The 24,092-nt window shown below is 58.8% G+C and carries 26 protein-coding genes; 16 read left to right on the top strand and 10 right to left on the bottom strand.

Going from position 1 to position 24,092, the window contains the following annotated elements:
• Window positions 1–38: 38 nt before the first annotated feature.
• The 7 genes from trxA (at window position 39) to PVU19_RS00755 (ending at window position 6,421) form a co-directional block, all read left to right on the top strand.
• Window positions 39–359 (top strand): thioredoxin, encoded by a 321-nt coding sequence (gene trxA, locus PVU19_RS00725; protein ID WP_050663646.1) that lies wholly within the window; start codon window positions 39–41, stop codon window positions 357–359.
• Between the two features lie 81 nt (window positions 360–440).
• On the top strand, window positions 441–1,589 hold the full coding sequence (locus PVU19_RS00730) for an amidohydrolase (RefSeq protein ID WP_050663645.1): 1,149 nt from the start codon (window positions 441–443) through the stop codon (window positions 1,587–1,589).
• A 63-nt stretch (window positions 1,590–1,652) separates the two neighbouring features.
• Window positions 1,653–2,207 (top strand): ATP-dependent protease subunit HslV, encoded by a 555-nt coding sequence (gene hslV, locus PVU19_RS00735; protein WP_050663644.1) that lies wholly within the window; start codon window positions 1,653–1,655, stop codon window positions 2,205–2,207.
• A complete protein-coding gene (hslU, locus tag PVU19_RS00740; protein WP_050663643.1) occupies window positions 2,204–3,511 on the top strand; it encodes an ATP-dependent protease ATPase subunit HslU in 1,308 nt (435 codons plus the stop codon). Before hslV ends, hslU begins: the two co-directional genes overlap by 4 nt.
• Window positions 3,512–3,574: 63 nt before the next feature.
• A complete protein-coding gene (locus tag PVU19_RS00745) occupies window positions 3,575–4,219 on the top strand; it encodes a hypothetical protein (protein WP_050663642.1) in 645 nt (214 codons plus the stop codon).
• A gap of 270 nt (window positions 4,220–4,489) precedes the next feature.
• Window positions 4,490–5,083, top strand: a complete 594-nt coding sequence (locus PVU19_RS00750; RefSeq protein ID WP_050663641.1) for an NYN domain-containing protein — start codon at window positions 4,490–4,492, stop codon at window positions 5,081–5,083.
• Window positions 5,084–5,197: 114 nt separating this feature from the next.
• Complete coding sequence (locus PVU19_RS00755) at window positions 5,198–6,421, top strand: MFS transporter (RefSeq protein ID WP_050663640.1); 1,224 nt, start codon at window positions 5,198–5,200, stop codon at window positions 6,419–6,421.
• Here the strand turns inward: PVU19_RS00755 and PVU19_RS00760 are convergent.
• From PVU19_RS00760 to PVU19_RS00770, 3 genes are read right to left on the bottom strand one after another with little or no spacing between them, the layout of a single operon-like run.
• Window positions 6,404–7,000: a Smr/MutS family protein gene (locus tag PVU19_RS00760; protein ID WP_050663639.1), complete on the bottom strand. Its 597-nt coding sequence runs from the start codon at window positions 6,998–7,000 to the stop codon at window positions 6,404–6,406. The two genes, PVU19_RS00755 and PVU19_RS00760, sit on opposite strands and share 18 nt — an antisense overlap.
• The gene (mltA, locus tag PVU19_RS00765) at window positions 6,997–8,040 is read right to left on the bottom strand and encodes a murein transglycosylase A (protein ID WP_050663638.1); all 1,044 of its coding nucleotides are present in this window, start codon (window positions 8,038–8,040) and stop codon (window positions 6,997–6,999) included. Before mltA ends, PVU19_RS00760 begins: the two co-directional genes overlap by 4 nt.
• Window positions 8,037–8,696 (bottom strand): Tim44/TimA family putative adaptor protein, encoded by a 660-nt coding sequence (locus tag PVU19_RS00770; RefSeq protein WP_050663637.1) that lies wholly within the window; start codon window positions 8,694–8,696, stop codon window positions 8,037–8,039. Before PVU19_RS00770 ends, mltA begins: the two co-directional genes overlap by 4 nt.
• Window positions 8,697–8,805: 109 nt before the next feature.
• On the opposite strand from PVU19_RS00770, the gene PVU19_RS00775 reads away from it, so the two are divergent.
• Together PVU19_RS00775 and secB are read left to right on the top strand one after the other, a co-directional pair.
• A complete protein-coding gene (locus PVU19_RS00775; protein WP_050663636.1) occupies window positions 8,806–9,279 on the top strand; it encodes an FxsA family protein in 474 nt (157 codons plus the stop codon).
• A 65-nt stretch (window positions 9,280–9,344) separates the two neighbouring features.
• Window positions 9,345–9,842, top strand: a complete 498-nt coding sequence (gene secB, locus PVU19_RS00780; protein ID WP_050663635.1) for a protein-export chaperone SecB — start codon at window positions 9,345–9,347, stop codon at window positions 9,840–9,842.
• Window position 9,843: 1 nt separating this feature from the next.
• On the opposite strand, the gene dnaQ is transcribed toward secB, so the two are convergent.
• The 4 genes from dnaQ to PVU19_RS00800 are packed head-to-tail and all read right to left on the bottom strand — an operon-like array spanning window position 9,844 to window position 12,584.
• The gene (gene dnaQ / locus PVU19_RS00785) at window positions 9,844–10,572 is read right to left on the bottom strand and encodes a DNA polymerase III subunit epsilon (protein ID WP_050663634.1); all 729 of its coding nucleotides are present in this window, start codon (window positions 10,570–10,572) and stop codon (window positions 9,844–9,846) included.
• A complete protein-coding gene (coaE, locus tag PVU19_RS00790; RefSeq protein WP_050663633.1) occupies window positions 10,565–11,158 on the bottom strand; it encodes a dephospho-CoA kinase in 594 nt (197 codons plus the stop codon). The genes dnaQ and coaE overlap by 8 nt, the downstream gene beginning before the upstream one ends.
• Entirely contained in the window at window positions 11,155–11,988 is an 834-nt protein-coding gene (locus PVU19_RS00795) for a shikimate dehydrogenase (RefSeq protein WP_050663632.1), read from the bottom strand. Before PVU19_RS00795 ends, coaE begins: the two co-directional genes overlap by 4 nt.
• Window positions 11,985–12,584, bottom strand: a complete 600-nt coding sequence (locus tag PVU19_RS00800; protein ID WP_050663631.1) for a Maf family protein — start codon at window positions 12,582–12,584, stop codon at window positions 11,985–11,987. The genes PVU19_RS00795 and PVU19_RS00800 overlap by 4 nt, the downstream gene beginning before the upstream one ends.
• Before the next feature lie 518 nt (window positions 12,585–13,102).
• Here PVU19_RS00800 and tnpC point away from each other — a divergent pair.
• From tnpC to PVU19_RS00835, 7 genes are all read left to right on the top strand, one after another.
• Complete coding sequence (tnpC, locus tag PVU19_RS00805) at window positions 13,103–14,518, top strand: IS66 family transposase (protein WP_274789764.1); 1,416 nt, start codon at window positions 13,103–13,105, stop codon at window positions 14,516–14,518.
• Window positions 14,519–14,736: 218 nt separating this feature from the next.
• A complete protein-coding gene (gene rho, locus PVU19_RS00810; protein ID WP_200901896.1) occupies window positions 14,737–16,008 on the top strand; it encodes a transcription termination factor Rho in 1,272 nt (423 codons plus the stop codon).
• Between the two features lie 21 nt (window positions 16,009–16,029).
• On the top strand, window positions 16,030–17,316 hold the full coding sequence (gene mnmE / locus PVU19_RS00815; RefSeq protein ID WP_050664384.1) for a tRNA uridine-5-carboxymethylaminomethyl(34) synthesis GTPase MnmE: 1,287 nt from the start codon (window positions 16,030–16,032) through the stop codon (window positions 17,314–17,316).
• Window positions 17,317–17,319: 3 nt separating this feature from the next.
• Window positions 17,320–19,191 carry a tRNA uridine-5-carboxymethylaminomethyl(34) synthesis enzyme MnmG gene (gene mnmG, locus PVU19_RS00820; RefSeq protein WP_050664385.1) on the top strand — a complete coding sequence of 624 codons (1,872 nt, stop codon included), beginning with the start codon at window positions 17,320–17,322 and terminating at the stop codon, window positions 19,189–19,191.
• Window positions 19,188–19,793, top strand: a complete 606-nt coding sequence (rsmG, locus tag PVU19_RS00825) for a 16S rRNA (guanine(527)-N(7))-methyltransferase RsmG (RefSeq protein WP_082238020.1) — start codon at window positions 19,188–19,190, stop codon at window positions 19,791–19,793. The genes mnmG and rsmG overlap by 4 nt, the downstream gene beginning before the upstream one ends.
• Window positions 19,786–20,595 carry a ParA family protein gene (locus PVU19_RS00830; protein WP_050664386.1) on the top strand — a complete coding sequence of 270 codons (810 nt, stop codon included), beginning with the start codon at window positions 19,786–19,788 and terminating at the stop codon, window positions 20,593–20,595. Before rsmG ends, PVU19_RS00830 begins: the two co-directional genes overlap by 8 nt.
• A gap of 19 nt (window positions 20,596–20,614) precedes the next feature.
• Complete coding sequence (locus tag PVU19_RS00835) at window positions 20,615–21,520, top strand: ParB/RepB/Spo0J family partition protein (protein WP_050664387.1); 906 nt, start codon at window positions 20,615–20,617, stop codon at window positions 21,518–21,520.
• Window positions 21,521–21,528: 8 nt separating this feature from the next.
• On the opposite strand, the gene hemW is transcribed toward PVU19_RS00835, so the two are convergent.
• The 3 genes from hemW to rph are packed head-to-tail and all read right to left on the bottom strand — an operon-like array spanning window position 21,529 to window position 23,993.
• The gene (gene hemW / locus PVU19_RS00840) at window positions 21,529–22,713 is read right to left on the bottom strand and encodes a radical SAM family heme chaperone HemW (RefSeq protein ID WP_274789856.1); all 1,185 of its coding nucleotides are present in this window, start codon (window positions 22,711–22,713) and stop codon (window positions 21,529–21,531) included.
• On the bottom strand, window positions 22,676–23,284 hold the full coding sequence (gene rdgB, locus PVU19_RS00845) for an RdgB/HAM1 family non-canonical purine NTP pyrophosphatase (protein WP_050664456.1): 609 nt from the start codon (window positions 23,282–23,284) through the stop codon (window positions 22,676–22,678). Before rdgB ends, hemW begins: the two co-directional genes overlap by 38 nt.
• Window positions 23,277–23,993 (bottom strand): ribonuclease PH, encoded by a 717-nt coding sequence (rph, locus tag PVU19_RS00850; RefSeq protein ID WP_050664455.1) that lies wholly within the window; start codon window positions 23,991–23,993, stop codon window positions 23,277–23,279. Before rph ends, rdgB begins: the two co-directional genes overlap by 8 nt.
• Between the last annotated feature and the right edge of the window lie 99 nt (window positions 23,994–24,092).

A 24,092-nucleotide genomic window follows, 5' to 3' on the forward strand; every position in this document is an offset into this window, starting at 1 on the left:
GTTCAGCGTCGAAACCCTGACCGCTAGGAGACATGCAAATGGCCACCGTTGCCGTAACCGACGACACCTTCGATGCCGAGGTGAAGAATTCCGATATCCCCGTTGTGGTGGATTTCTGGGCCGAATGGTGCGGCCCCTGCAAGCAGATCGGCCCGGCTCTCGAAGAGTTGGCGGCCGAGATGGAAGGCAAGATCAAGGTCGCCAAGGTCGATGTCGACAGCAACCCGAATTCTGCCGTCGCCATGGGCGTGCGCGGCATTCCGGCGCTCTTCATCTTCAAGAATGGTGAAGTGATCTCGAACCGCGCCGGCGCCGCCCCCAAGGCCGCGCTGCAAAGCTGGATCGAAGACAGCATCTGACCCCTTCAGAACACCTCGTGGATTGGGGTCGCGCAGCGCGCGGCCCCTTTTCTTTGCCCGCAAAACACGCATGATCGCCGCATGACCCTGACCAATTCCGATATCACCGAGCTGACCGCGCTGCGGCATGACCTGCACCGCCATCCCGAGATTTCGGGTGAGGAAGACGAGACCGCGCGCCGCATCACCACGGCGCTTGAGGCCGCGCCGCCCGATCGCCTGCTGACCGGTCTCGGCGGGCATGGCGTTGCGGCGGTCTATGCCGGGGCCGAAAGCGGCCCGGCAGTGCTTTTCCGTTGCGAACTCGACGCGCTGCCCATCGAAGAGCTGGGCAATCTGCCACATCGCTCGACCCGCCCGGGCAAGGGCCATCTTTGTGGCCATGACGGGCATATGACGGTGCTGATGGGGCTCGCACGTCTCTTGTCGCGCCGCCAACCCGCACGGGGCCGCGCCGTGCTGCTCTTTCAGCCCGCCGAGGAAACCGGGGCAGGGGCCGCCGCCGTGCTGGCCGACCCAGGATTCGAGACTATCACACCCGATTATGCCTTTTCCCTGCATAACATGCCCGGCCTGCCCCTTGGCCATGTCGGCCTGATCCCCGGCCCGGTCAACTGCGCCTCGCGCGGCATGGCCGTCACCCTCACCGGCAAATCCGCTCACGCCTCGGAGCCGGAGAACGGTGCCTCGCCGATGGCGGCGCTCAGCAGCCTCATGCCGCAGCTGACCGCGCTCAGCCACGGCACGCCGCAGGATACGGATTTCACCCTCGCCACGGTGACTCATGCCCAAATGGGCGCGCCCGCCTTCGGCATCGCCCCGGGCGAGGCCACGCTCTACGTCACGCTGCGCACGCTGACCGATGATCGCATGGCCGCGCTCTGCGAGGCCGCAGAAACGCCGGTGCAGGAGGCGGCCAACGCTCATGGCCTGACATTCGCCCTCACCTATCACGACATCTTCGCACATTGCGAAAACCACCCGGATGCGACCCAAATCCTGCGCAACGCCCTCGATACGCTCGGCATCACGCATGACGACAGCGGCCTGCCGATGCGCGCCTCCGAGGATTTCGGCCGCTTCGGCCACAGCGCAAAATCCGCCATGCTGTTCCTTGGCGCGGGCACCGATCACGCCGCGCTCCACAATCCCGATTACGACTTCCCCGACGATCTCATCCCCACCGGCGCGCAGATCTTTCACCACGTGGCGCGCGACCTGCTGGGGTAAGCCCACCCTTGCACCCATCTCTGCCGCCTTCCATATAGGGCGGACCAGAACGGAGGCCTTAACATGAGCGATTTTCCCGGTTGGCACGGCACCACCATCATCGGCGTGCGCAGGGGCGGCGAGGTCGTCGTCGCAGGCGACGGGCAGGTCAGCCTCGGCCAGACCGTGATCAAGGGCAGCGCCCGCAAGGTGCGCCGGCTCTCCCCCGGCGGCTATGACGTGGTGGCGGGGTTTGCCGGGTCGACGGCGGATGCCTTCACCCTGCTGGAACGGCTCGAAAGCAAGCTCGAGGCCACCCCTGGCCAGCTGCAGCGCGCCTGCGTCGATCTCGCCAAGGACTGGCGCACCGACAAATACCTGCAAAAGCTCGAAGCCATGCTCATCGTCACCGACGGCGATCAGCTTTACGTCATCACGGGCGCAGGCGACGTGCTCGAACCCGAGCACGACATCGCCGCCATCGGCTCCGGTGGCAATTTCGCCCTCGCAGCGGCCCGCGGCCTCGCGGAGAAAACCGACCTTTCCGCCGAAGACATCGCCCGCCAGGCCATGTCCATCGCCGCCGATATCTGCGTCTACACCAATGGCAACCTGACGGTGGAGAAAATTACAAAATGACCGACCTGACCCCGCGCGAGATCGTCTCCGAGCTTGACCGTTTCATCATCGGCCAGAAGGACGCCAAGCGCGCCACCGCCGTCGCCCTGCGCAACCGCTGGCGCCGCAAGCAGCTCACGGATGACCTGCGCGACGAGGTCTACCCCAAGAACATCCTCATGATCGGCCCCACCGGCGTCGGCAAGACCGAGATCTCCCGCCGCCTCGCCAAACTCGCCCGCGCCCCCTTCATCAAGGTCGAGGCCACCAAGTTCACCGAGGTCGGCTATGTCGGCCGCGACGTTGAGCAGATCATCCGCGATCTCGTCGACAGCGCCATCGTCCAGACCCGCGACTACATGCGCGAGGACGTGCACGCCCGCGCCCAGCACGCCGCCGAGGAACGCGTCATCACCGCCATCGCCGGGGAAGACGCCCGCGAGGGCACCCGCGAGATGTTCCGCAAGAAACTTCGCGACGGCCTCCTTGACGACACCGAGATCGAGATCGAGGTCTCCGACAGCTCCAGCCCCCTCGGAATGATGGACATTCCCGGCCAGCCCGGCAGCCAGATGGGGATGATGAACCTCGGCGATATCTTCGGCAAGGCCTTGGGCAACCGCACCACCACCAAGCGCATCACCGTCGCCGACAGCCACGATCTGCTGGTCAGCGAGGAGGCCGACAAGCTTCTCGATGATGAGGCCGTCACCCGCACCGCCCTCGAATCGGTCGAACAGAACGGCATCGTTTTTCTCGATGAGATCGACAAGGTCTGCGCCAAATCCGACGCGCGCGGCGGCGATGTCTCCCGCGAGGGCGTGCAGCGCGACCTGCTGCCGCTGATCGAGGGCACCACCGTCTCCACCAAGCACGGCGCGGTCAAGACCGACCATATCCTCTTCATCGCGTCCGGCGCCTTCCACATCGCCAAACCGTCAGACCTGCTGCCCGAACTGCAAGGCCGCCTGCCCATCCGGGTCGAACTGCGCGCCCTGACCGAGGCCGATTTCGTCCGCATCCTGACCGAGACCGACAACGCCCTCACCCGCCAATACACCGCCCTCATGGGCACCGAGGAGGTGACGGTCGACTTCACCGAAGACGGCATCGCGGCGCTGGCCCGCATCGCGGCGGAGGTCAACCAATCGGTCGAGAACATCGGCGCCCGGCGGCTCTACACGGTGATGGAACGGGTGTTCGAAGAACTCTCCTTCACCGCCCCCGACCGCGCGGGCGAGTCCGTGACGGTCGACGCGGCCTTCGTCGAAGAGAACCTCGGCGAGCTGATGCGCTCGGCGGATTTGTCGAGGTATGTGTTGTAGAGGATCACGCAGTTCGAGGAAGGGCTAGCCGAGTATCGCGCAGGAGACTGGGAGAAAGTCGGCATGAAGGCCGGAAAGTTCTGCGAGATCGCCTATTCTATATGCGAGGGCCACGCGACGGGAACTTTCGCCTCCGCGCCCAGCAAGCCCAAGAGCATGTTTCACGACTGCCAGAAACTCGAACAGCACAATAAGACAAAGGGGCGGTCGACTTGCATCCAAGTCCCGCGCGTGCTGATCGGGCTTTATGAGCTTCGAAACAACCGTGCCATCGGCCATGTCAGCAGCGAGATTGACCCGAACCATGTGGACGCCGAGTTCTTCCTTCGGGGCATGAAGTGGGTCATGGCCGAGTTCATTCGTTACTTCTCGAACAAACCGGTCGATGAATCCCGCGCGCTGGTCGAGGCAGTAACGGCGCGCACCATGCCGATCGTCTGGCACTCCGGCGATACACGCCGCGTGCTGGACCTCAGCAAATCGGCGGATGAGAAGGTGCTCATCTTGACGTATGCGGAGCCCGGCCCCGTTGCCGTTGCCGATCTGCTGCGGTGGTCCAAGTACTCGAACGGTTCACGGATGCGCAAGGACGTCCTGAAGAAGCTTCACAAGAAGGCGTGGGTTCACTTCGACGCCAAGGCAGATACCGTGCAGGTTCTACCACCCGGCCAGAAGCATGTGGAGCAGAACGGGCTTCTCGGGATGTGATGATGGTGCCGCACAAGGGACTCGGACCCCTGACCCGTCGCTAAAGAAGCGATTTCTCTACCAACCGAGCTAGAAACCGTGTGGTGCGCAATTCCACCCCCACCCCCGTCATTCCCGCGAAAGCGGGAATCTCCCTTTCACGTCGCGCCCACCTCACGAGATCCCCGCCTGCGCGGGGATAACGGGCTAGAAACCTGGCGGCGCACAATTCCGTCCATTTGACCTAATCCCCCGCTTTCCCCTCCGAACAACCCGCGCTAAACACCTCTCATGGTTGTTCCGGTTCTGCTTCTGCTCCTGTCCCTTGTCGGTGTCGCCGTGGCACTGGTCCTGCCCGGCTATGGCGATTTCATCCTGCTGGCCGGGCCCTGCACCATCGCCGCCCTCGTGGTGCTGCTGCGCGCCCTTGTTGCCCGGCTCAAGGCCCCGCCCGAGCCCGAGGCAGAGCCGAACCGCATCCTGATCGACGGCTCCAACGTCATGCACTGGAAAGACAACACCCCGCAGATCGCGACGCTGCGCGAGGTCATCGGGCATCTGCGCGGCCTGGGCTTTGCCCCCGGAGTCGTTTTTGACGCCAATGCGGGCTATCTGTTGAAAGGCAAGTACAAGCATGATGACGCCATGGCCGGATATCTCGGGCTGGCCGAGGATTGGGTGATGGTCGTGCCCAAGGGCACGATTGCCGACAGTTACCTGCTGACCGTCGCGCGCGACGTGGATGCCCCCATCGTCACCAATGACCGCTACCGCGATTGGGCCGGGGAGTATCCCGAGATCGCCAAACCGGGGCGGCTCATCCGGGGCGGCTATCGCGACGGCGTGCTCTGGCTCGACGATATCCCCGCGCCGGTGCCCGCCTGAGCGCGATTGAGGGCGCGTTTTTCGACACCGACGCAATACCGACAGAATACCGACGTGATACAGCCCGGGCGGAAAGCGCTTTTCTCTCCCCCGGTTTCACGCGAGGAAGGAGGCATGCCGATTCTCGCCTTCCTCCGCGACAACGCGCCCTGGCTCACCGCCGGGGTGCTGCTGACCTTTCTCAGCAGTTTCGGGCAGACCTATTTCATCTCCGTCTTCGCCGGGGAAATCCGCGAAGGATTCGGGTTAAGTCACGGGGAATGGGGCGGAATTTACACCCTCGGCACCACCGCCTCGGCGCTGGTGATGGTCTGGGCCGGCGGCCTGACCGACCATTTCCGCGTCCGCGTGCTGGCCCCTATCGTGCTCCTCCTGATGACCGCCGCCTGCCTGTCCATGGCCCTCAACCCGGTCTGGTGGCTGCTCCCCCTCGTCATCTTCGCCCTCCGCTTCACCGGCCAAGGCATGATGAGCCACCTAGCCGTAGTCGCCATGGCCCGCTGGTTCATCGCCAGCCGGGGAAAAGCCTTATCTATCGCGACCTTAGGCAACTCTGTGGGGGAGTCTCTGCTGCCTCTGATCTTCGTTTCGCTACTCATAATCCATGACTGGCGGGTGCTGTGGGTGGCCGCCGCGGTGATGGCCCTGATCGGCATTCCGCTCCTCCTCCTGCTCCTGCGCCGCGAACGCACACCGCAAAGCTGGGCCCAGACCAGTCAGTCACTCGGCATGGACGGGCGGCACTGGACACGGGGCCAGACGCTGCGGCATTTCCTCTTCTGGTTCATGATCCCGGCGCTTCTGGGGCCTTCTGCCTTCAACACCGCGTTCTTCTTTCACCAGGTGCATATCGCTGAAATCAAAGCGATTTCCCACGTCGAACTGGTGGCGATGTTCCCGCTTTATACGCTGGTGGGGATCGGGGCGATGGTGCTGTCGGGCTGGGCGCTTGACCGGCTGGGCACGGCGCGGCTCTTGCCGTTCATGCAATTGCCGATGGTCGTGGCCTTCACCCTCTTTGCGTTTTCCGAGGGGACGGTGATGCTGATCCTCGGCTTCGTGTTTCTCGCACTCACAACCGGGGCGAACAGCACCCTGCCCAACGCGTTCTGGGCAGAATTCTACGGCACCGCCCATATGGGCAGCATCAAGGCGATGGCGGCGGCGATCATGGTCTTCGGCTCGGCTATCGGGCCAGGGCTGACCGGGCTCGGCATCGACCTCGGCCTCGCGATCGAGGCGCAGTTCCTGCTGATCGCGGGTTATTTCGTCTTTACCAGCGTGATGATGGCCATCGGTGTGACCCGCGCGCGCCCACAGCTATCGCCGACGTCTTAGGTAGACGTAGTAGGCCCCGCCGCCGCCATGTTTCAGATGCGCCTCGCTGATCTGGAGCACCAGCGGGGCGAGTGGCATCATCTTGAGCCATTGCGGCACATTATGCCGCAGCACCCCGTGACGGACCGGGATCGGTCCGCCCGGATCACGATGCTTACCCTTGCCGGTCACCACCAGCACAAGCCTGAGGCCAGCGGCATGCGACCGCTGGATGAAATTGTCCAGGGCGGGATGCGCCTGATCAAGGGTCATGCCGTGCAGATCGAGCTTGGCCTCGGGCATCAGCTTGCCGCGTTTCAGGCGGGCATGGGCCTTCTTGTCCATCTTCACCGGCGCGTTGCCAACGCGCTCGGCAATGCCGGGCAGCACGTCATGGCTGCGCGGGTGCCCATTGGCGGATTGGCCGATGCTGAATGGCTCGATCGGGGCAGGGCGCGGTGTGACAGGCTTGGGTTTGCGCGGCGCGGTGTCGGTCAAGGTGCCCGGTTGCGGCTTGCGTTCGGGTGCGAGCGGTGTCGCCTTGCGTGCCACTTCTTCCCAGAGTGCTAGCTCATCCGGGCGTAAGCGCCGACGGCTCATGGCTCTTGTTCCGTGAGCATGGCGTAAGCGCGCTGAATAGGCATCAGCACAACCATGCGCCCCGGGTCGCGCAGCTTTCCAGCGGCGCGCCCCGCTGCATCGCCGGTGCCAAAGAAAATATCAGCGCGTTGAGCCCCCTTGATCGCAGATCCGGTATCCTGCGCAATCATCAGGCGGTGCATTGGGTTAGCGCCTGCCTTCTCGATCCAGACCGGTGCGCCGAGCGGCACAAACGCAGGATCGACCGCCACTGTCCGTCCGGTGGTAACGGAGCGGTTCATAGCGCCCAAGGGCCCTCGTTCGGCAGGCACCTGATCTATCCGACGAAAGAACACGTAGGACGGATTGTGCATCAAAAGCTCGTGCCCTTCGACCGGGTTCCGCCGCACCCAGTTCTTGATCACCTCGGCGCTGACTTGGTGTACATCGTAGACTCCGCGTCGCACCAGCTCGACCCCGATAGAGCGATATTCGTGTCCGTTCGCCCCGCCATAACCCACGCGGATCACACGGCCATCGGGCAGCCTGATCCGGCCTGATCCCTGGATTTGAAGGAAGAACAGCTCTACCGGATCGTCGACCCAGGCGATTTCAAGTCCCCGCTCGCGCATCACGTCTGTTCCAAGTATCTGCCGCCGCGTCAGCCAAGGATTGCTGCGCTTGGCTTCGGGCGGTTGACGATAGACAGGATAGCGATATCGCGGATTGGGGCGCAGGGCACCGTTGAGTTCCGGCTCGAAATAGCCGGTAAATAGGGCAGGCTTGCCGTCGTTGATCACGACCGGTCGAAAGAACAGCTCGAAGAACGCGCGCGCATCGGGGCGCTGCCCAGCCAAGGCACAAAGCGCTGTCCAGTCGGGATCATCGAGATCAGCACAGGTGTTGAGAAACACCTCAAGGGCGGCGGCGTGATCATCAGCCTCCCACCCCTGTAAATCCGAGAAATCCAGGATGTCGTGGCGGATCTCCTGCGCACTTGCGGGCGGGACCAGCCCTGAGAGGACCAGCGCCAATATGACCGCCTGCAGCGCGCCCGTCATTCGCCAGTGGCAACAAGCCGCCAGTTTGGATCGTCCGAGCCCATGACGCGCTCGTAGGTCCAGATATCTTTCTGACGCTTGCTTTGTCCCGGCGCGCCCTCGATGATCTCGCCATTGGCGTCACGCACGACCGAGATCAACTCGCCCACACAGCGAACATCAATCTCGGCACTCTTGGTGTCGGAATTGAACCTCGCATCGACAAGGGAAAGATCACGGACACCGAGAAATTCCGCCTCGATGGTCAGGCCCTGTTTTTCACGATCATCGACGACCTGCGCAAATGCCTCGTAGACATCGCGATCCATGAACGGCATCACCTCGTCAAGCTTTCCCCGCTCAAAGGCCATGAGGATCATCTCATAAGCACCTCGCGCGCCCTGCAGGAAGCCTGTTACGCTGAAATCGGGCTCAATGCGCTTCATCTCCGCCAAGGCTGCGGCGGCATCGGAATCTTCAGGCACATGATCGATGATGTCATGATCAGGGCCGCCCTCGATCACCTCAAACTCCCGGCGGGGGGTCTGCCCGGTCCGGGGCTGGGTGCGTGGCGGGCCTTCATAGCCATCCCTTGTGCCCAGAACACTCTTCAGCCGCAAGATCAGGAAAATGGCAATACCGGCGAGCACCAGTAACTGCAGAATGGGCGAATTCATGGGCACCTCATGTTGTGCGGGGCATGGTAAGCTCTGTCACTCGTCCTTATGTAGGGGACGCGATGGACCAAGTCCACCGTGAGGACCAGAAAACGAAGGAGGGTCGCGCATGTGGCTGTTGCTTGCATTCATCGCTGTCCCGTTGATCGAGATTGCATTGTTCATTCAGGTGGGCGGCATGATCGGACTTTGGCCAACATTGGCTATCGTAATCCTGACCGCACTGCTGGGGACCTGGCTGCTGCGTATGCAGGGCGCCGCGGCATTGACCGATCTGCGGCGCAGCTTCTCGGAAGTCGAAGACCCGTCAGAGCCGCTGGCCCATGGCGCGATGATCCTGTTTGCCGGGGCGCTCTTGCTGACACCGGGGTTCTTTACCGATGCCGTGGGCTTTGCGCTACTGACACCGCCGGTGCGCAGGCGGATCTTCATCGAACTGCGCAAACGGGTTCATGTCGCCCGGTTCGAGGCGGAATCGCAGCCGCGGCCCAATCCACAGCCCGACATCATCGACGCAGATTATGAGGATCTTGATGCCTCAAAAACCAGTTCGGGCAAGCCCTCTGGCTGGACTAGGCATTGAGGCACCGCCAACCGCCTGCTATGGAACACGCGATATTCATTTGAGTCATCCATCAGGAGAGTCCCATGGCAGACCAGGAAAACGGGGCAGCCGCCCAGGAAACCCCGCAGGTGCGCATGCACATCATGACGCAATTTGTGCGTGACCTGTCCTTTGAAAACGTGCTTGCGCAACGCGGCACAGGCGGCGAGGTTCAGCCTGACGTTCAAGTCGCCGTGAATCTCGACGCCAAGAAGCGCTCGACAGAGCATCAGTACGAGGTGGCGACCAAGCTCAACATCACCTCGCGGAACAAGGAAAGCGAAGAGACGCTTTTTGTACTAGAAATGGATTATGTCGGCGTGTTTCACGTCGAGAACGTGCCGGAAGAGCAGCTTCATCCCTTCCTGCTGATCGAATGTCCCCGGATGATCTTTCCCTTTATCCGCCGTATCGTCAGCGACGTAACCCGCGACGGAGGCTTCCCGCCGCTTAACCTTGAAAACATCGACTTTGTTCAGCTTTATCGCAACGAGATCGCGCGTCGTCAAACAGAAGCAGGAACCCAGACCGCCAACGCCTGATCTAACGTGACCAAAGTGCAGCGTCGCCCATCTGCTCGACAAATGCGGAATGGGCGGCGCTTTCCTCTTCACTGAGACGCGAGCGCAGGGGTTCTGGACGTGGTCCGGGACGCCAGCTTGGCTCTGAACCGCCCCCGACATGATGCGTCTCTTGCCTCTGTGACAAAACAAGATCGGGCTGCCGGCCGCCGATCAATTCCAGATAGACCTCTGCCAGAATTTCTGAATCGAGCAACGCGCCGTGTAGAGTGCGCGCGGTGTTGTCGATCGCAAAACGCCGGCAAAGCGCGTCGAGCGATGCGGGCGATCCAGGGAATTTCTGCCGCGCCATGGTCAACGTGTCGATGGCCTGCGCCCATGGCAGTTGCGGCAGGCTGAGCCAGTCCAGCTCCGCGTTAAGGAATTTCATATCGAACGCAGCATTGTGGATGATCAGCTTGGCATCGCCTATAAACTCGACAAAGGCCTGAGCCACGTCACGGAACATCGGCTTGTCCTTCAGTGTCACCTCACCGGGGCGCGGCGGTCGCGGGGCGTCAAGAAGATCAGGGCCAATACCGTGCACGCCAAAGGCTTCATCAGGCATGCCGCGTTCGGGATTGATATACTGGTGATAGGTTCGCCCGGTCGGCATGTGATTGTAAAGTTCGATCGCCCCGATCTCGACAATCCGGTCGCCACTTTCGGGATCAAATCCTGTCGTTTCCGTATCGAGAACGATTTCACGCATGGAGTCGGGTCCTTTTGATATAGCCGAGCACGTCTCGCACCTGGGAGCGGGCGTGATCAAGACTGTCGGTTTCGATCACATAATCTGCGCGTGTGCGTTTTTCAGCATCCGGAAGCTGTTTTTGGATGATCGCCTTGAGTTGTCCGGCATCCATGGTGCCACGCGCCATGACGCGTGCCTGTTGCTCTTCAGGCGTCGTTGAGACGACCACGGTCGCATCAAGATACCGCTCTGCACCGGTCTCGAACAAGAGCGGGATATCAAGCACGGTGATCGGTGCCGTTTGCGCGTCGATAAACACTTGTCGATCCTGCGCTACGAGGGGATGCACGATGGCCTCGATCTTGTGCAAGGCTCCTGGATCACGGCGAATGATCTGTTTGAGCGCCTCGCGACAGACAACGCCTTCGCGCACCACATCGGGAAAGGCGCGCTCCATCAGGGCAACTGCAGCCCCACCTTGGGAATAAAGCCGGTGCACAGCGGCATCGGCATCCCAAACAGGACACCCCTCATCAGCGAACATGGCGGCCGTCGTGGATTTGCCCATCCCGATGGACCCTGTAAGACCAAGGCGAAACGTCATCGCAGGGCTGCAGCGCGGGTCGCACTATCTACCGTCGGGCGCGTCCCGAACCAGCGCTCGAAGGCAGGAACAGCCTGATGCAACAGCATGCCGAGCCCGTCGACGGTGATACAGCCCATCTTTTCGGCCTCTATCAAGAGGTGTGTTTTGAGGGGCGCATAAACCAGATCAGTGACGACCGTCCCCTTGCGCAAACCATCAAGCGGCACACGCAGGGCGGGGCTACCGATCATGCCGAGCGACGTGGTGTTCACGACTGTCGAGGCGTCATCCATCATGTTCCCGGCCTGAACCCAGTCAATCACCGTCAAACGACGACCGAATTCCTGCTGTAAAGCCTCCGCGCGCACCCGAGTCCGGTTGGAAATCAGGATTTCCGGTACCCCAACATCGAGGAGAGATGCCACAACCGCCCGCGCCGCACCCCCGGCACCGAGGATTGCGGCCGGTCCCGCCTCGGGATGCCAATCGGGCGCGTTCTGGCGAAGGTTCTGGATGAATCCATAACCATCTGTATTATCCGCATGGATTTTACCATCTTTTCGAAAAATAAGCGTGTTTGCAGCGCCAATCAGTGTTGCGCGATCGGTGACCAGGTCAGCAATTTCAAGAGCGCGCTCCTTATGGGGAACTGTGATATTTACACCTACAAACCCTGCCTTCGGCAAACTGTGAAGGATCTCCTCAAGATCAATGGCCTCGACATGCATAGGTACATAATAACCAGATATGCCCAGTGACTTGAGCCAATGGCGGTGCAATTGTGGGGATTTTGAATGGGCAATCGGGCACCCGATGACCCCAGCCAAGGGAATTTTGGCATGGCTCATGTCGGCAAATCTCCTCGCAGGGTCAGAAAAGACAAAAGATCGAGCAGGGGAAGCCCCAATACGGTGAAATAATCCCCTTCTATACGAGAAAACAAGCGCACACCTTCAGCCTCTAGCTGGTAAGCACCGACACTCTCGCCGATTTCGGGCCAATTTCTTTCAAGGTACCCCTCAAGCCAGTCTTCGGAAAATGTGCGCGTCGTCATGCGCGCAACACCGACATGTCGCCAGACAGGCTTGCCCGCCTCGCACAGCACGGCGGCAGACAAAAGATCATGGCGTTTACCCCGCATATCAAGGAGTTGACTGCGGGCTTCTTCGAGGCTGCGGGGTTTCGATAACAGTTGACCGTCTAGATTGAGGACCTGATCACACCCTAGGACAAGCGCGCTCGGCTTTTTTGAGCTGACGCGCAGGGCTTTGAGTTCGGCGAGGGTATCGGCAATGTCGCGGGGCGGGGTTTGCTCTGCCAACAGGCTGTGACGCAGGGCCGATTCGTCCACTCTGGGTCGCACAACATCAATCTGCAGCCCCGCGTTTTCCAGAAGATGACGTCGAATTTCAGACCCGGAAGCAAGCGTGAGGGTGAATGTCATGTGGATAACCTTAAGGAAATGTTAAGGGTTTCTTTGGGAGATACCGCACGAGTTTCCATGACGGGCCTACTATCACGATCATACGTATAGTTTCGACGATAGTGTGGCCTTGATATCCCGGTCTGACAAGGATGACTCTGATCATGTTGAAACCCCGTAAGCGGGTAAGTTGTCAACAGGCCTGACATATGTCAGCACCATGCATTCAAATGATCAAGATATTGATATTATTGTTTTAATTCTAGTTCAGGCAGGATTTTTTTCCTGCGTCACAAAACCATACACAGCGTTACTAACAAGGGGATAACTCAATGCCTAAGTATTTGATCCACAGGTATCGCTGTGCCTACAACAAACTACATATCTTTTTTCTATTATATTTAGTAACTCCCAAGCACCCCCGCGGTAGGGGTTATTGTCAGTTTCGGGGTGAGTCCAATTTGCCATTCGGCGCGTGAAGTTTTCGTTCCGGGCTGAATTCCGTGGCGCCGGGTCGATTTCTCTGAATCAGTGGTGGCATGGATCGGCTTACCACCCTTGAACAACAACTCGCCACGGCTCTGCGCAGGATCACTGAGCTTGAAGCCGCGTTGGCGACCATGGCGGAAGAAAACGCGGATCTGCGCCGACAGTTGGCCAAGAACAGCAACAATAGCAGCAAGCCCCCTTCGAGTGATGGCCTGAAGAAACCGTCACCGCGCAGCCTGCGTGGCAAGTCCGGCAAGAAAAGCGGCGGCCAGGTTGGCCACCGGGGCAACACCCTGCGCCAGACGCCAACACCCGATTTTGTCGAACGGCATGAAGCGACGCGTTGTGGCGCGTGTCAACGCGCCCTGACGGCGGAGATGACGAAGGGGATGGAGAAGCGTCAGGTGTTCGACCTGCCCGCGCCGCGCCTGGAGGTCACCGAGCATCAGGCGGCGGTTTATTGTTGCGACCATTGTCGAGCCATGACGACGGCTGGCTTTCCCGATGGCGTGAACGCGCATGTGCAATACGGCACGCGCATGCGGGCGGCGGCGGTCTATTGCAATGTTCAGCAGCTGATACCCGAGGATCGGGTCTGCCTGCTCCTGCGCGACCTGTTTGGGGCCACCAGCCTGTGCGCAGCCAGCGTGACCAACTGGGTGAACCGCGCGGCGCACACCTTGGGTGGCGTGGTCGAGCACATTCTTGCCCGCCTCACCAAAGGCGGCGTTCGGCATCTGGACGAGACCGGACTTCGTGTTGCCGGCAAGCTGCACTGGCTGCACTCGATCTGCGATACCGCCTTCACGCATTACCGCATCGACACCAGGCGCGGTGCCGTTCCAACCTTCCTGACCGGCGGGACGATCGTTCATGATCACTGGAAACCCTACTACGCCCATATGAGTGGGGTCGACGCCCACGCCCTCTGCGGGGCGCATCACTTGCGCGAACTCAAGGCCATCGAAGAGATCGAAAAGGAGCCGTGGGCGAGAGAGGTGAGCGCGGTGCTCAACCGCGCCAATCAGCTCAGGTGCGAGGCTCAGCACCGAGGCGAGACCGAACTTCCGGAACCGGTTCGCCAGGGTATCGTCACCAGATACATGGCGATCCTCGCCGAAGGGCTCGCCTTCCACGAACGTCAGCCCCCACTGGCCAAAAGCCCCGGCACCCGCGGCCGACAAGCCAGGCGGCCAGGCCATAACCTGCTCATCCGCCTGCGTGACTACCGCGACGACGTCCTGCGGTTCCTCGCCGACTTCGCAGTCCCCTTCACCAACAACCAGGCTGAACAGGACCTGCGCATGATGAAGCTGCGCATGAAAATCTCGGGCACCTTCCGCACAGTTGAGGGTGCGCAGGTCTTCGCCGACATCAGGTCCGTCATCTCGACGGCCAGAAAACACGGGCTCAATGTCCTCGACACCCTGACCCTGTCACCATCTCAGATCATCGCTCGGCTCTGAAGGCAGCCCCCCGCACAACCTTATCGGAGAGGGTGCTTGGGAGTTACTATATTTATTAATAAGGTAAGGCGAGCGTCTATGCTTTCATGTGGCATATCGGAAAGATTGACCTCCGACGCCAACAGGCTTAAGAGAAAACCCAAGCTCCCGTCCGGGCGCCGTGACCTTCCCATATCACCAAAGACATGCCATTTGCCGGTATGACTATAGGATGTATCATGTCTGACGACCGTCTGAATCTGTCCGATCTTAAAGCGCTGAGTGCCAAGGAATTACTTTCGATTGCCGAGGAACTCGAAATCGAGAACGCCTCGACAATGCGAAAGGGCGAGATGATGTTCTCGATCCTTAAGGAACGTGCCGATGAAGGCTGGGTCGTGTTCGGCGATGGTGTTCTAGAGGTGCTGCAGGATGGGTTTGGTTTCCTGCGTTCGCCGGAGGCGAATTATCTTCCTGGTCCGGATGATATTTATGTATCCCCGGACATGATACGCCAATACTCCCTGCGGACCGGTGACACCATAGAAGGGGAGATGCGTCAACCGGATGATAATGAGCGGTATTTTGCACTTACATCGGTTACCCAGATCAACTTCCAAGAGCCCGAACGCGCAAAGCACAAGATCGCTTTCGATAACCTTACGCCGCTTTACCCTGACGAGCGTTTGACTATGGAAGTCGAGGATCCGACGATCAAGGATCGATCCGCTCGTTTGATAGATCTGGTGGCTCCAATAGGCAAAGGGCAGCGCTCGCTGATTGTTGCGCCACCGCGGACGGGTAAGACAGTTCTGTTGCAGAACATCGCCAATAGCATCGAGAAAAACCATCCCGAATGCTATCTGATCGTTTTGTTGATCGATGAGCGTCCTGAAGAAGTCACGGATATGCAGCGGTCTGTGAAAGGCGAGGTTGTCAGCTCGACCTTTGATGAACCGGCAACGCGGCACGTTGCCGTGTCCGAAATGGTAATCGAAAAGGCAAAGCGGTTGGTTGAACATAAGCGGGACGTCGTCATCCTGCTCGATTCAATTACGCGTCTCGGTCGGGCCTTCAACACGGTCGTTCCCAGTTCTGGCAAAGTTCTGACGGGTGGTGTCGATGCTAACGCCTTACAAAGACCCAAGAGGTTCTTTGGTGCGGCGCGGAATATCGAGGAAGGAGGATCACTTACGATCATCGCAACGGCGCTCATCGATACTGGTAGCCGGATGGACGAGGTGATCTTCGAGGAATTCAAAGGGACCGGGAACTCCGAGATCGTGTTGGATCGTAAAGTTGCGGACAAGCGTGTGTTCCCGGCGATCGACATTCTCAAATCCGGCACTCGGAAAGAGGACTTGCTGATCGATAAGCTCGACCTTCAGAAGACTTTCGTTCTACGGCGGATTCTCAATCCTATGGGTACGACGGATGCGGTAGAGTTCTTGCTTTCCAAGCTGAAGCAGACCAAGACGAATGCAGAATTCTTCGATTCTATGAACACCTAAGCCGATCTACGGGGTCGTGTGATGGATACGATCTTTGCTGTTTCGACGGCCAGAGGAAAGGCCGGAGTGGCCGTGATCCGAGTGTCTGGCCCGGATGTGGAGTATGTGGCAAAAGTGATTTGCGGTGGCGTACCGCTGCCTAGAACAGCCACGTTGCGTGTCTTACAGAATCAGGAAGGCCAGCGTCTTGATGAGGCGCTCGTGATTCATTTTCCAGGGTCAGCGAGCTTTACCGGGGAGCCGGTTCTTGAACTCCAAGTGCATGGAAGTATGGCGGTCGTATCTGTGGTGCTTGAATGTCTGAGCCGTTTTGATCGTCTTCGGCCAGCGGAGCAAGGTGAGTTCACGCGGCGAGCACTTACGAATGAACGGTTGGACTTGACGCAGGTCGAGGCGCTCGCCGATTTGATCGACTCAGAAACCGAGTCGCAAAGGCGGCAAGCGATGCGCGCTTTGTCCGGGGACTTAGGGCGGAAGGCGGCAAGGTGGCGCCAGGCTTTGATACGCGCGGCTGCGCTTTTGGAGGCCACGATTGATTTTGCTGACGAGGACGTGCCCGAGGATGTATCAGCCGATGTGTTGGCCTTGGTCGATCAAGTCAGTCACGACCTGTCTACGCAGATCGCGGGCGTAGGAGTCGCAGAGCGTATCCGAGATGGATTCGAGGTCGCGATTGTTGGTCCGCCCAATATCGGGAAATCTACGTTGCTCAACGCCTTGGCCGGGCGTGATGCGGCGATCACATCGGAGTATGCAGGAACGACGCGTGATGTTATTGAGGTGCGGATGGATTTGCATGGACTGCCGGTTACTCTACTGGATACGGCAGGTCTGCGTGCCACGGAGGATGCCGTTGAATGCATCGGCATTGCTCGGGCCCGGGATAGGGCGAGTGCGGCAGATATTCGGGTGTTTTTGACGTCGGATGGCGTAGCTCCGGGCGATCTTTTTCGAGATGATGACATCGTACTAAGAGGTAAGGGTGATCTGCTTGATGAAGTTGGACAATCCATTTCAGGCCTGACTGGAAAGGGAGTTGATGCGCTTGTCCAACAAATCGGGGCCTCTCTTGAAGAGCGCGCGGCAGGCGCTGGTATCGCGATCCGTGCGCGGCATGAGGATGCCATGCGGCGCGGCGCCTCTTCACTGCAGAACGTTAGGTTGATGGTTTCAGAGGCAGAGCCAAACGTCGATCTTGTGGCAGAAGAGTTGCACACCGCTATTCGCGCCCTTGATTCTCTGGTAGGACGGGTCGACATTGAGTCTGTTTTAGATGAGATATTCGCAAGCTTCTGCCTTGGTAAATGAGGAGTGTTTCACGTGAAACATTTTGACGTCATTGTAATCGGCGGTGGTCATGCGGGTGCGGAGGCGGCCCACGCGGCGGCACGCATGGGCGTGTCTACGGGCCTTGTAACGCTGTCCAGCCGTGATATCGGCGTGATGTCCTGTAATCCGGCGATTGGTGGTTTGGGAAAGGGCCATCTCGTTCGTGAGATAGATGCCCTTGATGGTGTCATGGGCCGGGTTGCCGATCAGGCTGGAATCCAGTTCCGCCTTCTCAATCGTCGTAAAGGGCCTGCCGTTCAAGGGCCCCGCGCGCAGGCCGACCGCAAGCTTTATCGAGAGGCGATGGGGCGTGAAATGGACGGGCAGCCAAACCTCTCGCTGATAGAAGGAGAGGTTGCAGATTTCCTGATGGCATCGGGAAGCGTAACTGGAGTTTTGCTCGTAGATGGAAGCAAGATTCCAGCAAAGTCGGTAATCTTGACCACCGGTACGTTTCTTCGTGGGGTCATTCATATCGGTGATGTGTCGCGGCCGGGCGGGCGCATCGGTGCCCCACCCAGCGTTCGACTTGCCGCCAGGATCGATAGCTTTGGCTTACCGCTCGGGCGACTTAAAACCGGGACGCCCCCGCGGCTTGATGGCAAAACGATCAACTGGGATGGACTGGATTTGCAGCCACCGGATGATGATCCGGCGATGTTTTCTTTTCTCTCAAAGGCGCCGGCTGTGCGCCAGATTTCTTGTGGAATCACTCATACAAATGACCGAACGCATGACATCATTCGCGAAAATCTTGGTCGATCTGCAATGTACGGGGGTCACATAGATGGTGTCGGGCCACGCTATTGCCCGTCGATAGAGGACAAGATTGTTCGGTTCGCCGACAAAAGCTCTCATCAGATCTTTTTGGAGCCGGAGAGTCTTTATGATGATGTGATCTATCCAAACGGCATTTCGACGTCTTTGCCTGAATGTGTGCAGGCCGATTATGTTCGTTCAATAGCAGGGCTTGAGGCTGCGAAAATACTGCAGCCAGGATACGCAATCGAGTATGACTATGTAGACCCCCGAGCTTTGACGCAGAACCTTTCACTGAAGGATGTTTCAGGTCTTTATCTTGCGGGACAGATCAATGGTACAACCGGATACGAAGAAGCCGCAGCGCAAGGGCTGGTTGCTGGGCTCAACGCGGCTCGGTTCGCACGGGATGAGGATCCTGTCCGGTTCAGCCGTACGGATAGCTATATAGGCGTCATGATAGATGATCTGACCACGCGCGGAGTGTCTGAGCCGTATCGGATGTTTACCTCACGTGCAGAGTTTCGCCTCTCGTTGAGGGCCGACAATGCGGATCAACGCCTGACCCCGCTCGCTATAGCTCTGGGCTGCGTCAGCAAGAACCGTGAGCGCTTGTTTCAAGCGAAGATTGATCGCTTGACGAAGGGAAGGTCGCGCCTTGAAAGTCAAAGCTATACGCCAAAAGATCTCGAATCTGCGGGACTTGTCGTCAATCAGGACGGAACCCGCCGAAATGGAATTCAGGTATTGGCGTTTCCCAATACAAAGTTTGACGATTTGATTTCACTTGATCCAGGACTGGCAGGGATCGATGAGGAGATTAGGACGCAGTTAAAGAACGACGCGACGTATGCCAACTACATTGCCAGACAGGCGCGGGATGTTGAGATGTTGCGCCGTGACGAGTCGCAGCCGATCCCACCTGATTTTGATTTTGGCATTATCCAAGGCTTGTCCAACGAGCTCAAAACAAAGCTAGCGGCAACAAGACCTCAGGACCTTGCACAAGCGGCACGCATCGACGGGATGACTCCTGCCGGCTTAACGCTTATTCTCGCGCGGCTGCGGCGAGATCGGCGGTCACGATCCGCATGAACGCCCTAGACAATGTTTCACGTGAAACAAGTGAGCGTCTCAACACCTACGCCGCGCTACTGAAGAAATGGAATCCGCGCATCAATCTCGTCGCGCGGTCTACTCTCGACAGCTTGTGGTCCCGCCATTTTGTTGATTCTGCTCAAGTTTACAGACTGGCTCCTTCGTGTGTCACCCATTGGGTCGATCTTGGATCGGGGGGCGGCTTCCCTGGCCTCGTTGCGGCTATTCTTGGGGCTGAGCGCGCCAACGGATTTCGGACGACGCTTATAGAAAGTGATGCCCGGAAATCCGCCTTCCTTCGTTCGGTCATCCGCGAGACGGCTATAAACGCCACCGTGATCACAGAAAGAATCGAGCTCGCACCGCGCCAGTACGCTGACGTATTGTCCGCGCGTGCTCTAGCAGACCTCACTACGCTTTTATCCTTTGCTGAACTTCACATGAATCCCAACGGGAGCGCGCTCTTTCCGAAAGGACAAAGCTGGCGCAAAGAACTTCCCGAGGCGCAATCCAAGTGGCAATTCGATTACCAAATTGATAATAGTAAGACAGAAAACGGCCCCGTTATCATGAGCGTCACAGGAGTGCTTCGTGCTTGATCCGCAGAGTCAGACCAACCCGAGAATCATCGCTGTCGCAAATCAGAAAGGCGGCGTTGGCAAGACGACGACCACGATCAATCTTGGGGCAGCGCTCGCCGAAGCCGGGTTGCGCGTACTCATTGTCGATCTTGATCCCCAGGGCAATGCCTCCACAGGCCTTGGCGTCGAACCGGAGGCCCGTGATTTCACGACTTATGACCTTCTTCTTGATGACGTACCGCTTGATCAGATCGTGCAAGCCACGCCCCATGATAATCTGAGCATAATTCCTGCAACAGTTGATCTTTCGTCGGCGGATATCGAGCTGATGTCCAACGAAAAGCGCAGCTTTCTCTTACACGATGCTCTGCGCCAGCACGCAATGAGTGCGCTGGCGCTTGATATAATTCTTATTGACTGCCCTCCGTCCCTCAGCCTTCTGACCGTGAACGCGATGGTCGCCGCGCATTCTGTCCTCATTCCTTTGCAAAGCGAGTTTTTTGCCTTGGAGGGACTCTCGCAGCTGATGCTCACAATACGTGAAGTGCGCCAGACCGCTAATCCCAAACTTCGCATCGAGGGCATTGTGCTCACCATGGTGGATGCACGGAATAACCTGTCGGCACAGGTTGAAAAGGATGCGCGAGATAATCTGGGCGACCTCGTGTTCCAAACCCGCATCCCGAGGAACGTCCGGGTGAGCGAAGCGCCATCCTACGCGCTCTCGGTATTGAGCTATGATCCAAACTCAAAAGGCGCGCAGGCATATCGCGATCTTGCGCGTGAAGTGATGCGGAAACACACCCGGGCTGCGGCCTGATAGAAAGAGGAAGTCGGCGATGAGCAGCAAGAAAGTTCAGAATCGTGGTCTCGGGCGGGGGCTATCTGCGCTTATGGCCGATGTTAACGAAGCGAGTCCCAGCCGGGAGGAGAGCTCCGCAGCACAACCTGACATGATGGTCCCGGTGGAAAAGGTTCATCCAAATCCGAACCAGCCCCGGCGCCACTTCGACGCGGACTCGTTGGCAGATCTTTCACGATCAATCGGGGAAAAAGGTATTATTCAGCCCCTTATCGTGCGTCGTAATCCCAATAGGGAGGGCGAATTCGAGATTGTTGCCGGCGAACGCCGCTGGCGTGCCGCCCAGATGGCAAAACTTCACGAGATTCCTGTCATTCTTCGCGATTTCAATGATACTGAGGTGCTTGAAGTCGCGATTATCGAAAATATCCAGCGTGCCGACCTCAACCCGGTTGAAGAGGCGACGGGCTACAGCCAGCTGATGACAAAATTCGGTCACACTCAAGAGAAACTAGCCGACGTTCTGGGCAAAAGCCGTAGTCATATCGCCAATGCCGTCCGCTTGCTCAACCTGCCGGACGAGGTACTCACCTATCTGCGTGACGGCCGCCTATCTTCAGGTCACGCTCGGGCCCTGATCACCGCAGAAGACCCGGCTGCCTTGGCACGTCAGGTCATCCAGAAATCCCTTTCGGTTCGTGAGACCGAGAAGCTTGCCAAATCCGGCGAAACAGAAGGAAAAAGCCAGAAGAAATCTGGCACATCATCTAGTCACGCAGGCTCAAAGGACGCCGATACAAAGGCGCTGGAAGACGACCTTTCGGCCAATCTTACCATGGCGGTGACCATCGATCATCGTCCTGGGCAGGAGCATGGCCAGATGACAATCCGTTACACCTCGCTCGAACAACTTGATCGCCTGATCGGTATGCTCAGCATCTGATATGGCTTCTACGGTAGCAGTTCCGTGATCACGGCATTCAGTACGGTGCGACCCCTCCGCGTCGCTCTCAGCCGTGTGCCCTCCATCTCAGTCATCCCGATCTCGCGCAAATGTTCAAGCGCTCTGTGATCAAGCGGAGTTCCGTTCAGCGCCGTGAAGCGCTGTGTATCGATACCTTCGGACACCCGCAACCCCATCAACAGGTACTCACCCGCTTGCGCTGGACCAGAGAGAGCGGTGCGTTGCGCTTCCGCTTCACCGCGCTCTGCCTCACGTAACCAACGGTCGGGTTGAAGCCAGGTTTCCGTCGCATGGCGCTGACCTGCGCAGGTAATTCGCCCATGTGCTCCAGGGCCAATGCCAATATAATCGCCATATCTCCAATAGATTAGGTTGTGCCTCGATTCTGACCCTGATCTGGCGTGGTTCGAGACTTCGTAGGCCGACATGCCTGCAGCATCACAGATTTCTTGAGTGATATGATACATGTCCGCTGCAAGATCGTCCTCTGGCAGCCCACGTAGCTTGCCTGCAGCATATCGATCACCGAAAGCCGTACCTCCCTCGATGGTCAATTGGTAAAGCGAGAGATGATCCACGGCCATTTCCAAGGCGCGGTTCAGCTCCTCGCGCCACGACTCAAGGTCCTGGTCCTGTCGCGCATAAATCAGGTCAAAGCTGACGCGATTGAAATTTTCCTTTGCAATATCATAGGCTTGTATTGCTTCTGCAACGGAATGGATCCGTCCTAGCCGCCGCAAGTCTTGGTCATTCAGCGCCTGAACACCCAATGAGACACGCGATACGCCAGCGTCCGCATAGGCTCTAAAACGCCCAGCTTCGACCGACCCTGGATTGGCTTCCAGTGTTACCTCGAGATCGTTTGCCATTGGCCAGGCGCGATACACGGCTTGTAAAACCTCGGCTACCGTCTCGGGCTCCATCAGGCTAGGCGTGCCGCCACCAAAGAATACGCTGTTTACGACGCGCCCCGGCAATTCAGCCGCATAGCGCTCGATCTCCCGCAAGTACGCCGCACGCCAACGAGATTGGTCAATCGCGCGCGTAACGTGGCTGTTAAAATCGCAGTAAGGACATTTCGCCTCACAAAATGGCCAGTGAAGATAAAGACCAAATCCACCGTTTTGCCAGTCTTCAGCCAAAACAACCTGCGACAAATTTCTCGAACGCATCCGCCCTGTGACTAATCCGGTTCTTTTCCCAACGATCCATCTCACCAAAGGTTAGCTCATGACCTATCGGTTGAAAAATCGGGTCATAGCCATGCCCTTGGTTTCCGCGCATCGGCCACACGATCCAGCCCTCGACCGTACCATCGAACACGTCGTCTCTCCCATCAGGCCAGGCCAGCACCAGCGTACAGCAAAACCGTGCTGTCCAGGGTTGCGGATGTTTGCTTGCAGCAAGCATGTCATGCGCCCGGGTCATGGCCATGGTGAAGTCACGACCAGTCTCTGTTTCGGCCCAATCGGCTGTGTAAACCCCTGGCGCGCCGTCGAGTGCGTCGATCACGATCCCCGAGTCATCCGACAACGCAGGCAAACCCGTCGCTTTTGCGGCGGCATGCGCCTTGATGCGAGCGTTTCCAACAAAGGTTGTTTCGGTTTCTTCGGGCTCAGGAAGCCGTTTTTCCGCGGCTCCGATCACTGTCACACCATAAGGTGCTAAAAGCGTCCAGATTTCTTCCAGCTTGCCGGCATTGTGCGTCGCCACCAACAGCGTATCACCGGTAAACTTACGCACCCGTGGCCTCGCGTTGTTTGGCAACAAGCTCGCCCACGCCCTTTTCGGCAAGGTCGAGTAGCGTATTCATCTGTTCCCGGTTATATGTTGCGCCTTCTGCGCTCATCTGCACCTCGATCAGCTGTTTCGATGCTGTCATGATGAAATTACCGTCCACTCCGGCCTCGCTATCTTCGGGATAATCGAGATCAAGGACCGGTTGCCCGGCATAGATGCCACAGGAGACCGCTGCGACCGGATCGACCATTGGATCGCTGATCACGTCACCGGCTTTCATCAGCTTCGCGACGGCCAGCCGCAATGCGACCCAACCGCCGGTGATCGAGGCGCAGCGCGTGCCACCGTCGGCTTGGATCACGTCGCAATCCACCGTAATCTGACGCTCTCCCAATGCAACGCGATCCACCCCGGCACGGAGTGACCTTCCGATCAACCGTTGAATTTCCACCGTGCGCCCGCCTTGCTTGCCGACGGTCGCCTCGCGCCGCATTCGGCTGCCTGTGGACCGCGGCAGCATCCCGTACTCGGCCGTAACCCACCCCAGCCCGGAGCCCTTCACAAATGGGGGGACCCGGTCCTCTATCGTTGCAGAACAAAGAACATGCGTGTCGCCCATCTTGATCAGGCAAGAGCCCTCGGCATGTTTCAGCACGCCGGTTTCGATTGAAACTGACCGCATATTACTTAAGTCTCTACCCGAAGGCCGCATTTCTTTCCCCTTTTCAATCTGGCTTGGGGATACATGCGCCGGGCCCCGAATGGCAAGCCCGATTGACCTTTGCCGCCGCCCGTCTTTAATGGCGGGCCA

Source organism: Roseovarius tolerans, from assembly GCF_028885395.1.
Lineage (GTDB): Bacteria > Pseudomonadota > Alphaproteobacteria > Rhodobacterales > Rhodobacteraceae > Roseovarius > Roseovarius tolerans.

What these genes read in the sequence shown, in the direction of transcription:
- coaE (WP_050663633.1), bottom strand. Translation starts at nt 11,158, where the DNA reads ATGACGTTTCGCCTTGGTCTTACAGGGTCCATCGGGATGGGCAAATCC.
- hslU (WP_050663643.1), top strand. Translation starts at nt 2,204, where the DNA reads ATGACCGACCTGACCCCGCGCGAGATCGTCTCCGAGCTTGACCGTTTC.
- PVU19_RS00795 (WP_050663632.1), bottom strand. Translation starts at nt 11,988, where the DNA reads ATGAGCCATGCCAAAATTCCCTTGGCTGGGGTCATCGGGTGCCCGATT.
- rho (WP_200901896.1), top strand. Translation starts at nt 14,737, where the DNA reads ATGTCTGACGACCGTCTGAATCTGTCCGATCTTAAAGCGCTGAGTGCC.
- PVU19_RS00770 (WP_050663637.1), bottom strand. Translation starts at nt 8,696, where the DNA reads ATGAATTCGCCCATTCTGCAGTTACTGGTGCTCGCCGGTATTGCCATT.
- hemW (WP_274789856.1), bottom strand. Translation starts at nt 22,713, where the DNA reads ATGCGTTCGAGAAATTTGTCGCAGGTTGTTTTGGCTGAAGACTGGCAA.
- PVU19_RS00835 (WP_050664387.1), top strand. Translation starts at nt 20,615, where the DNA reads ATGAGCAGCAAGAAAGTTCAGAATCGTGGTCTCGGGCGGGGGCTATCT.
- secB (WP_050663635.1), top strand. Translation starts at nt 9,345, where the DNA reads ATGGCAGACCAGGAAAACGGGGCAGCCGCCCAGGAAACCCCGCAGGTG.
- mnmE (WP_050664384.1), top strand. Translation starts at nt 16,030, where the DNA reads ATGGATACGATCTTTGCTGTTTCGACGGCCAGAGGAAAGGCCGGAGTG.
- PVU19_RS00745 (WP_050663642.1), top strand. Translation starts at nt 3,575, where the DNA reads ATGAAGGCCGGAAAGTTCTGCGAGATCGCCTATTCTATATGCGAGGGC.
- dnaQ (WP_050663634.1), bottom strand. Translation starts at nt 10,572, where the DNA reads ATGCGTGAAATCGTTCTCGATACGGAAACGACAGGATTTGATCCCGAA.
- PVU19_RS00755 (WP_050663640.1), top strand. Translation starts at nt 5,198, where the DNA reads ATGCCGATTCTCGCCTTCCTCCGCGACAACGCGCCCTGGCTCACCGCC.
- tnpC (WP_274789764.1), top strand. Translation starts at nt 13,103, where the DNA reads ATGGATCGGCTTACCACCCTTGAACAACAACTCGCCACGGCTCTGCGC.
- PVU19_RS00800 (WP_050663631.1), bottom strand. Translation starts at nt 12,584, where the DNA reads ATGACATTCACCCTCACGCTTGCTTCCGGGTCTGAAATTCGACGTCAT.
- mltA (WP_050663638.1), bottom strand. Translation starts at nt 8,040, where the DNA reads ATGACGGGCGCGCTGCAGGCGGTCATATTGGCGCTGGTCCTCTCAGGG.
- PVU19_RS00775 (WP_050663636.1), top strand. Translation starts at nt 8,806, where the DNA reads ATGTGGCTGTTGCTTGCATTCATCGCTGTCCCGTTGATCGAGATTGCA.
- PVU19_RS00730 (WP_050663645.1), top strand. Translation starts at nt 441, where the DNA reads ATGACCCTGACCAATTCCGATATCACCGAGCTGACCGCGCTGCGGCAT.
- hslV (WP_050663644.1), top strand. Translation starts at nt 1,653, where the DNA reads ATGAGCGATTTTCCCGGTTGGCACGGCACCACCATCATCGGCGTGCGC.
- PVU19_RS00760 (WP_050663639.1), bottom strand. Translation starts at nt 7,000, where the DNA reads ATGAGCCGTCGGCGCTTACGCCCGGATGAGCTAGCACTCTGGGAAGAA.
- rsmG (WP_082238020.1), top strand. Translation starts at nt 19,188, where the DNA reads ATGAACGCCCTAGACAATGTTTCACGTGAAACAAGTGAGCGTCTCAAC.
- trxA (WP_050663646.1), top strand. Translation starts at nt 39, where the DNA reads ATGGCCACCGTTGCCGTAACCGACGACACCTTCGATGCCGAGGTGAAG.
- PVU19_RS00750 (WP_050663641.1), top strand. Translation starts at nt 4,490, where the DNA reads ATGGTTGTTCCGGTTCTGCTTCTGCTCCTGTCCCTTGTCGGTGTCGCC.
- rph (WP_050664455.1), bottom strand. Translation starts at nt 23,993, where the DNA reads ATGCGGCCTTCGGGTAGAGACTTAAGTAATATGCGGTCAGTTTCAATC.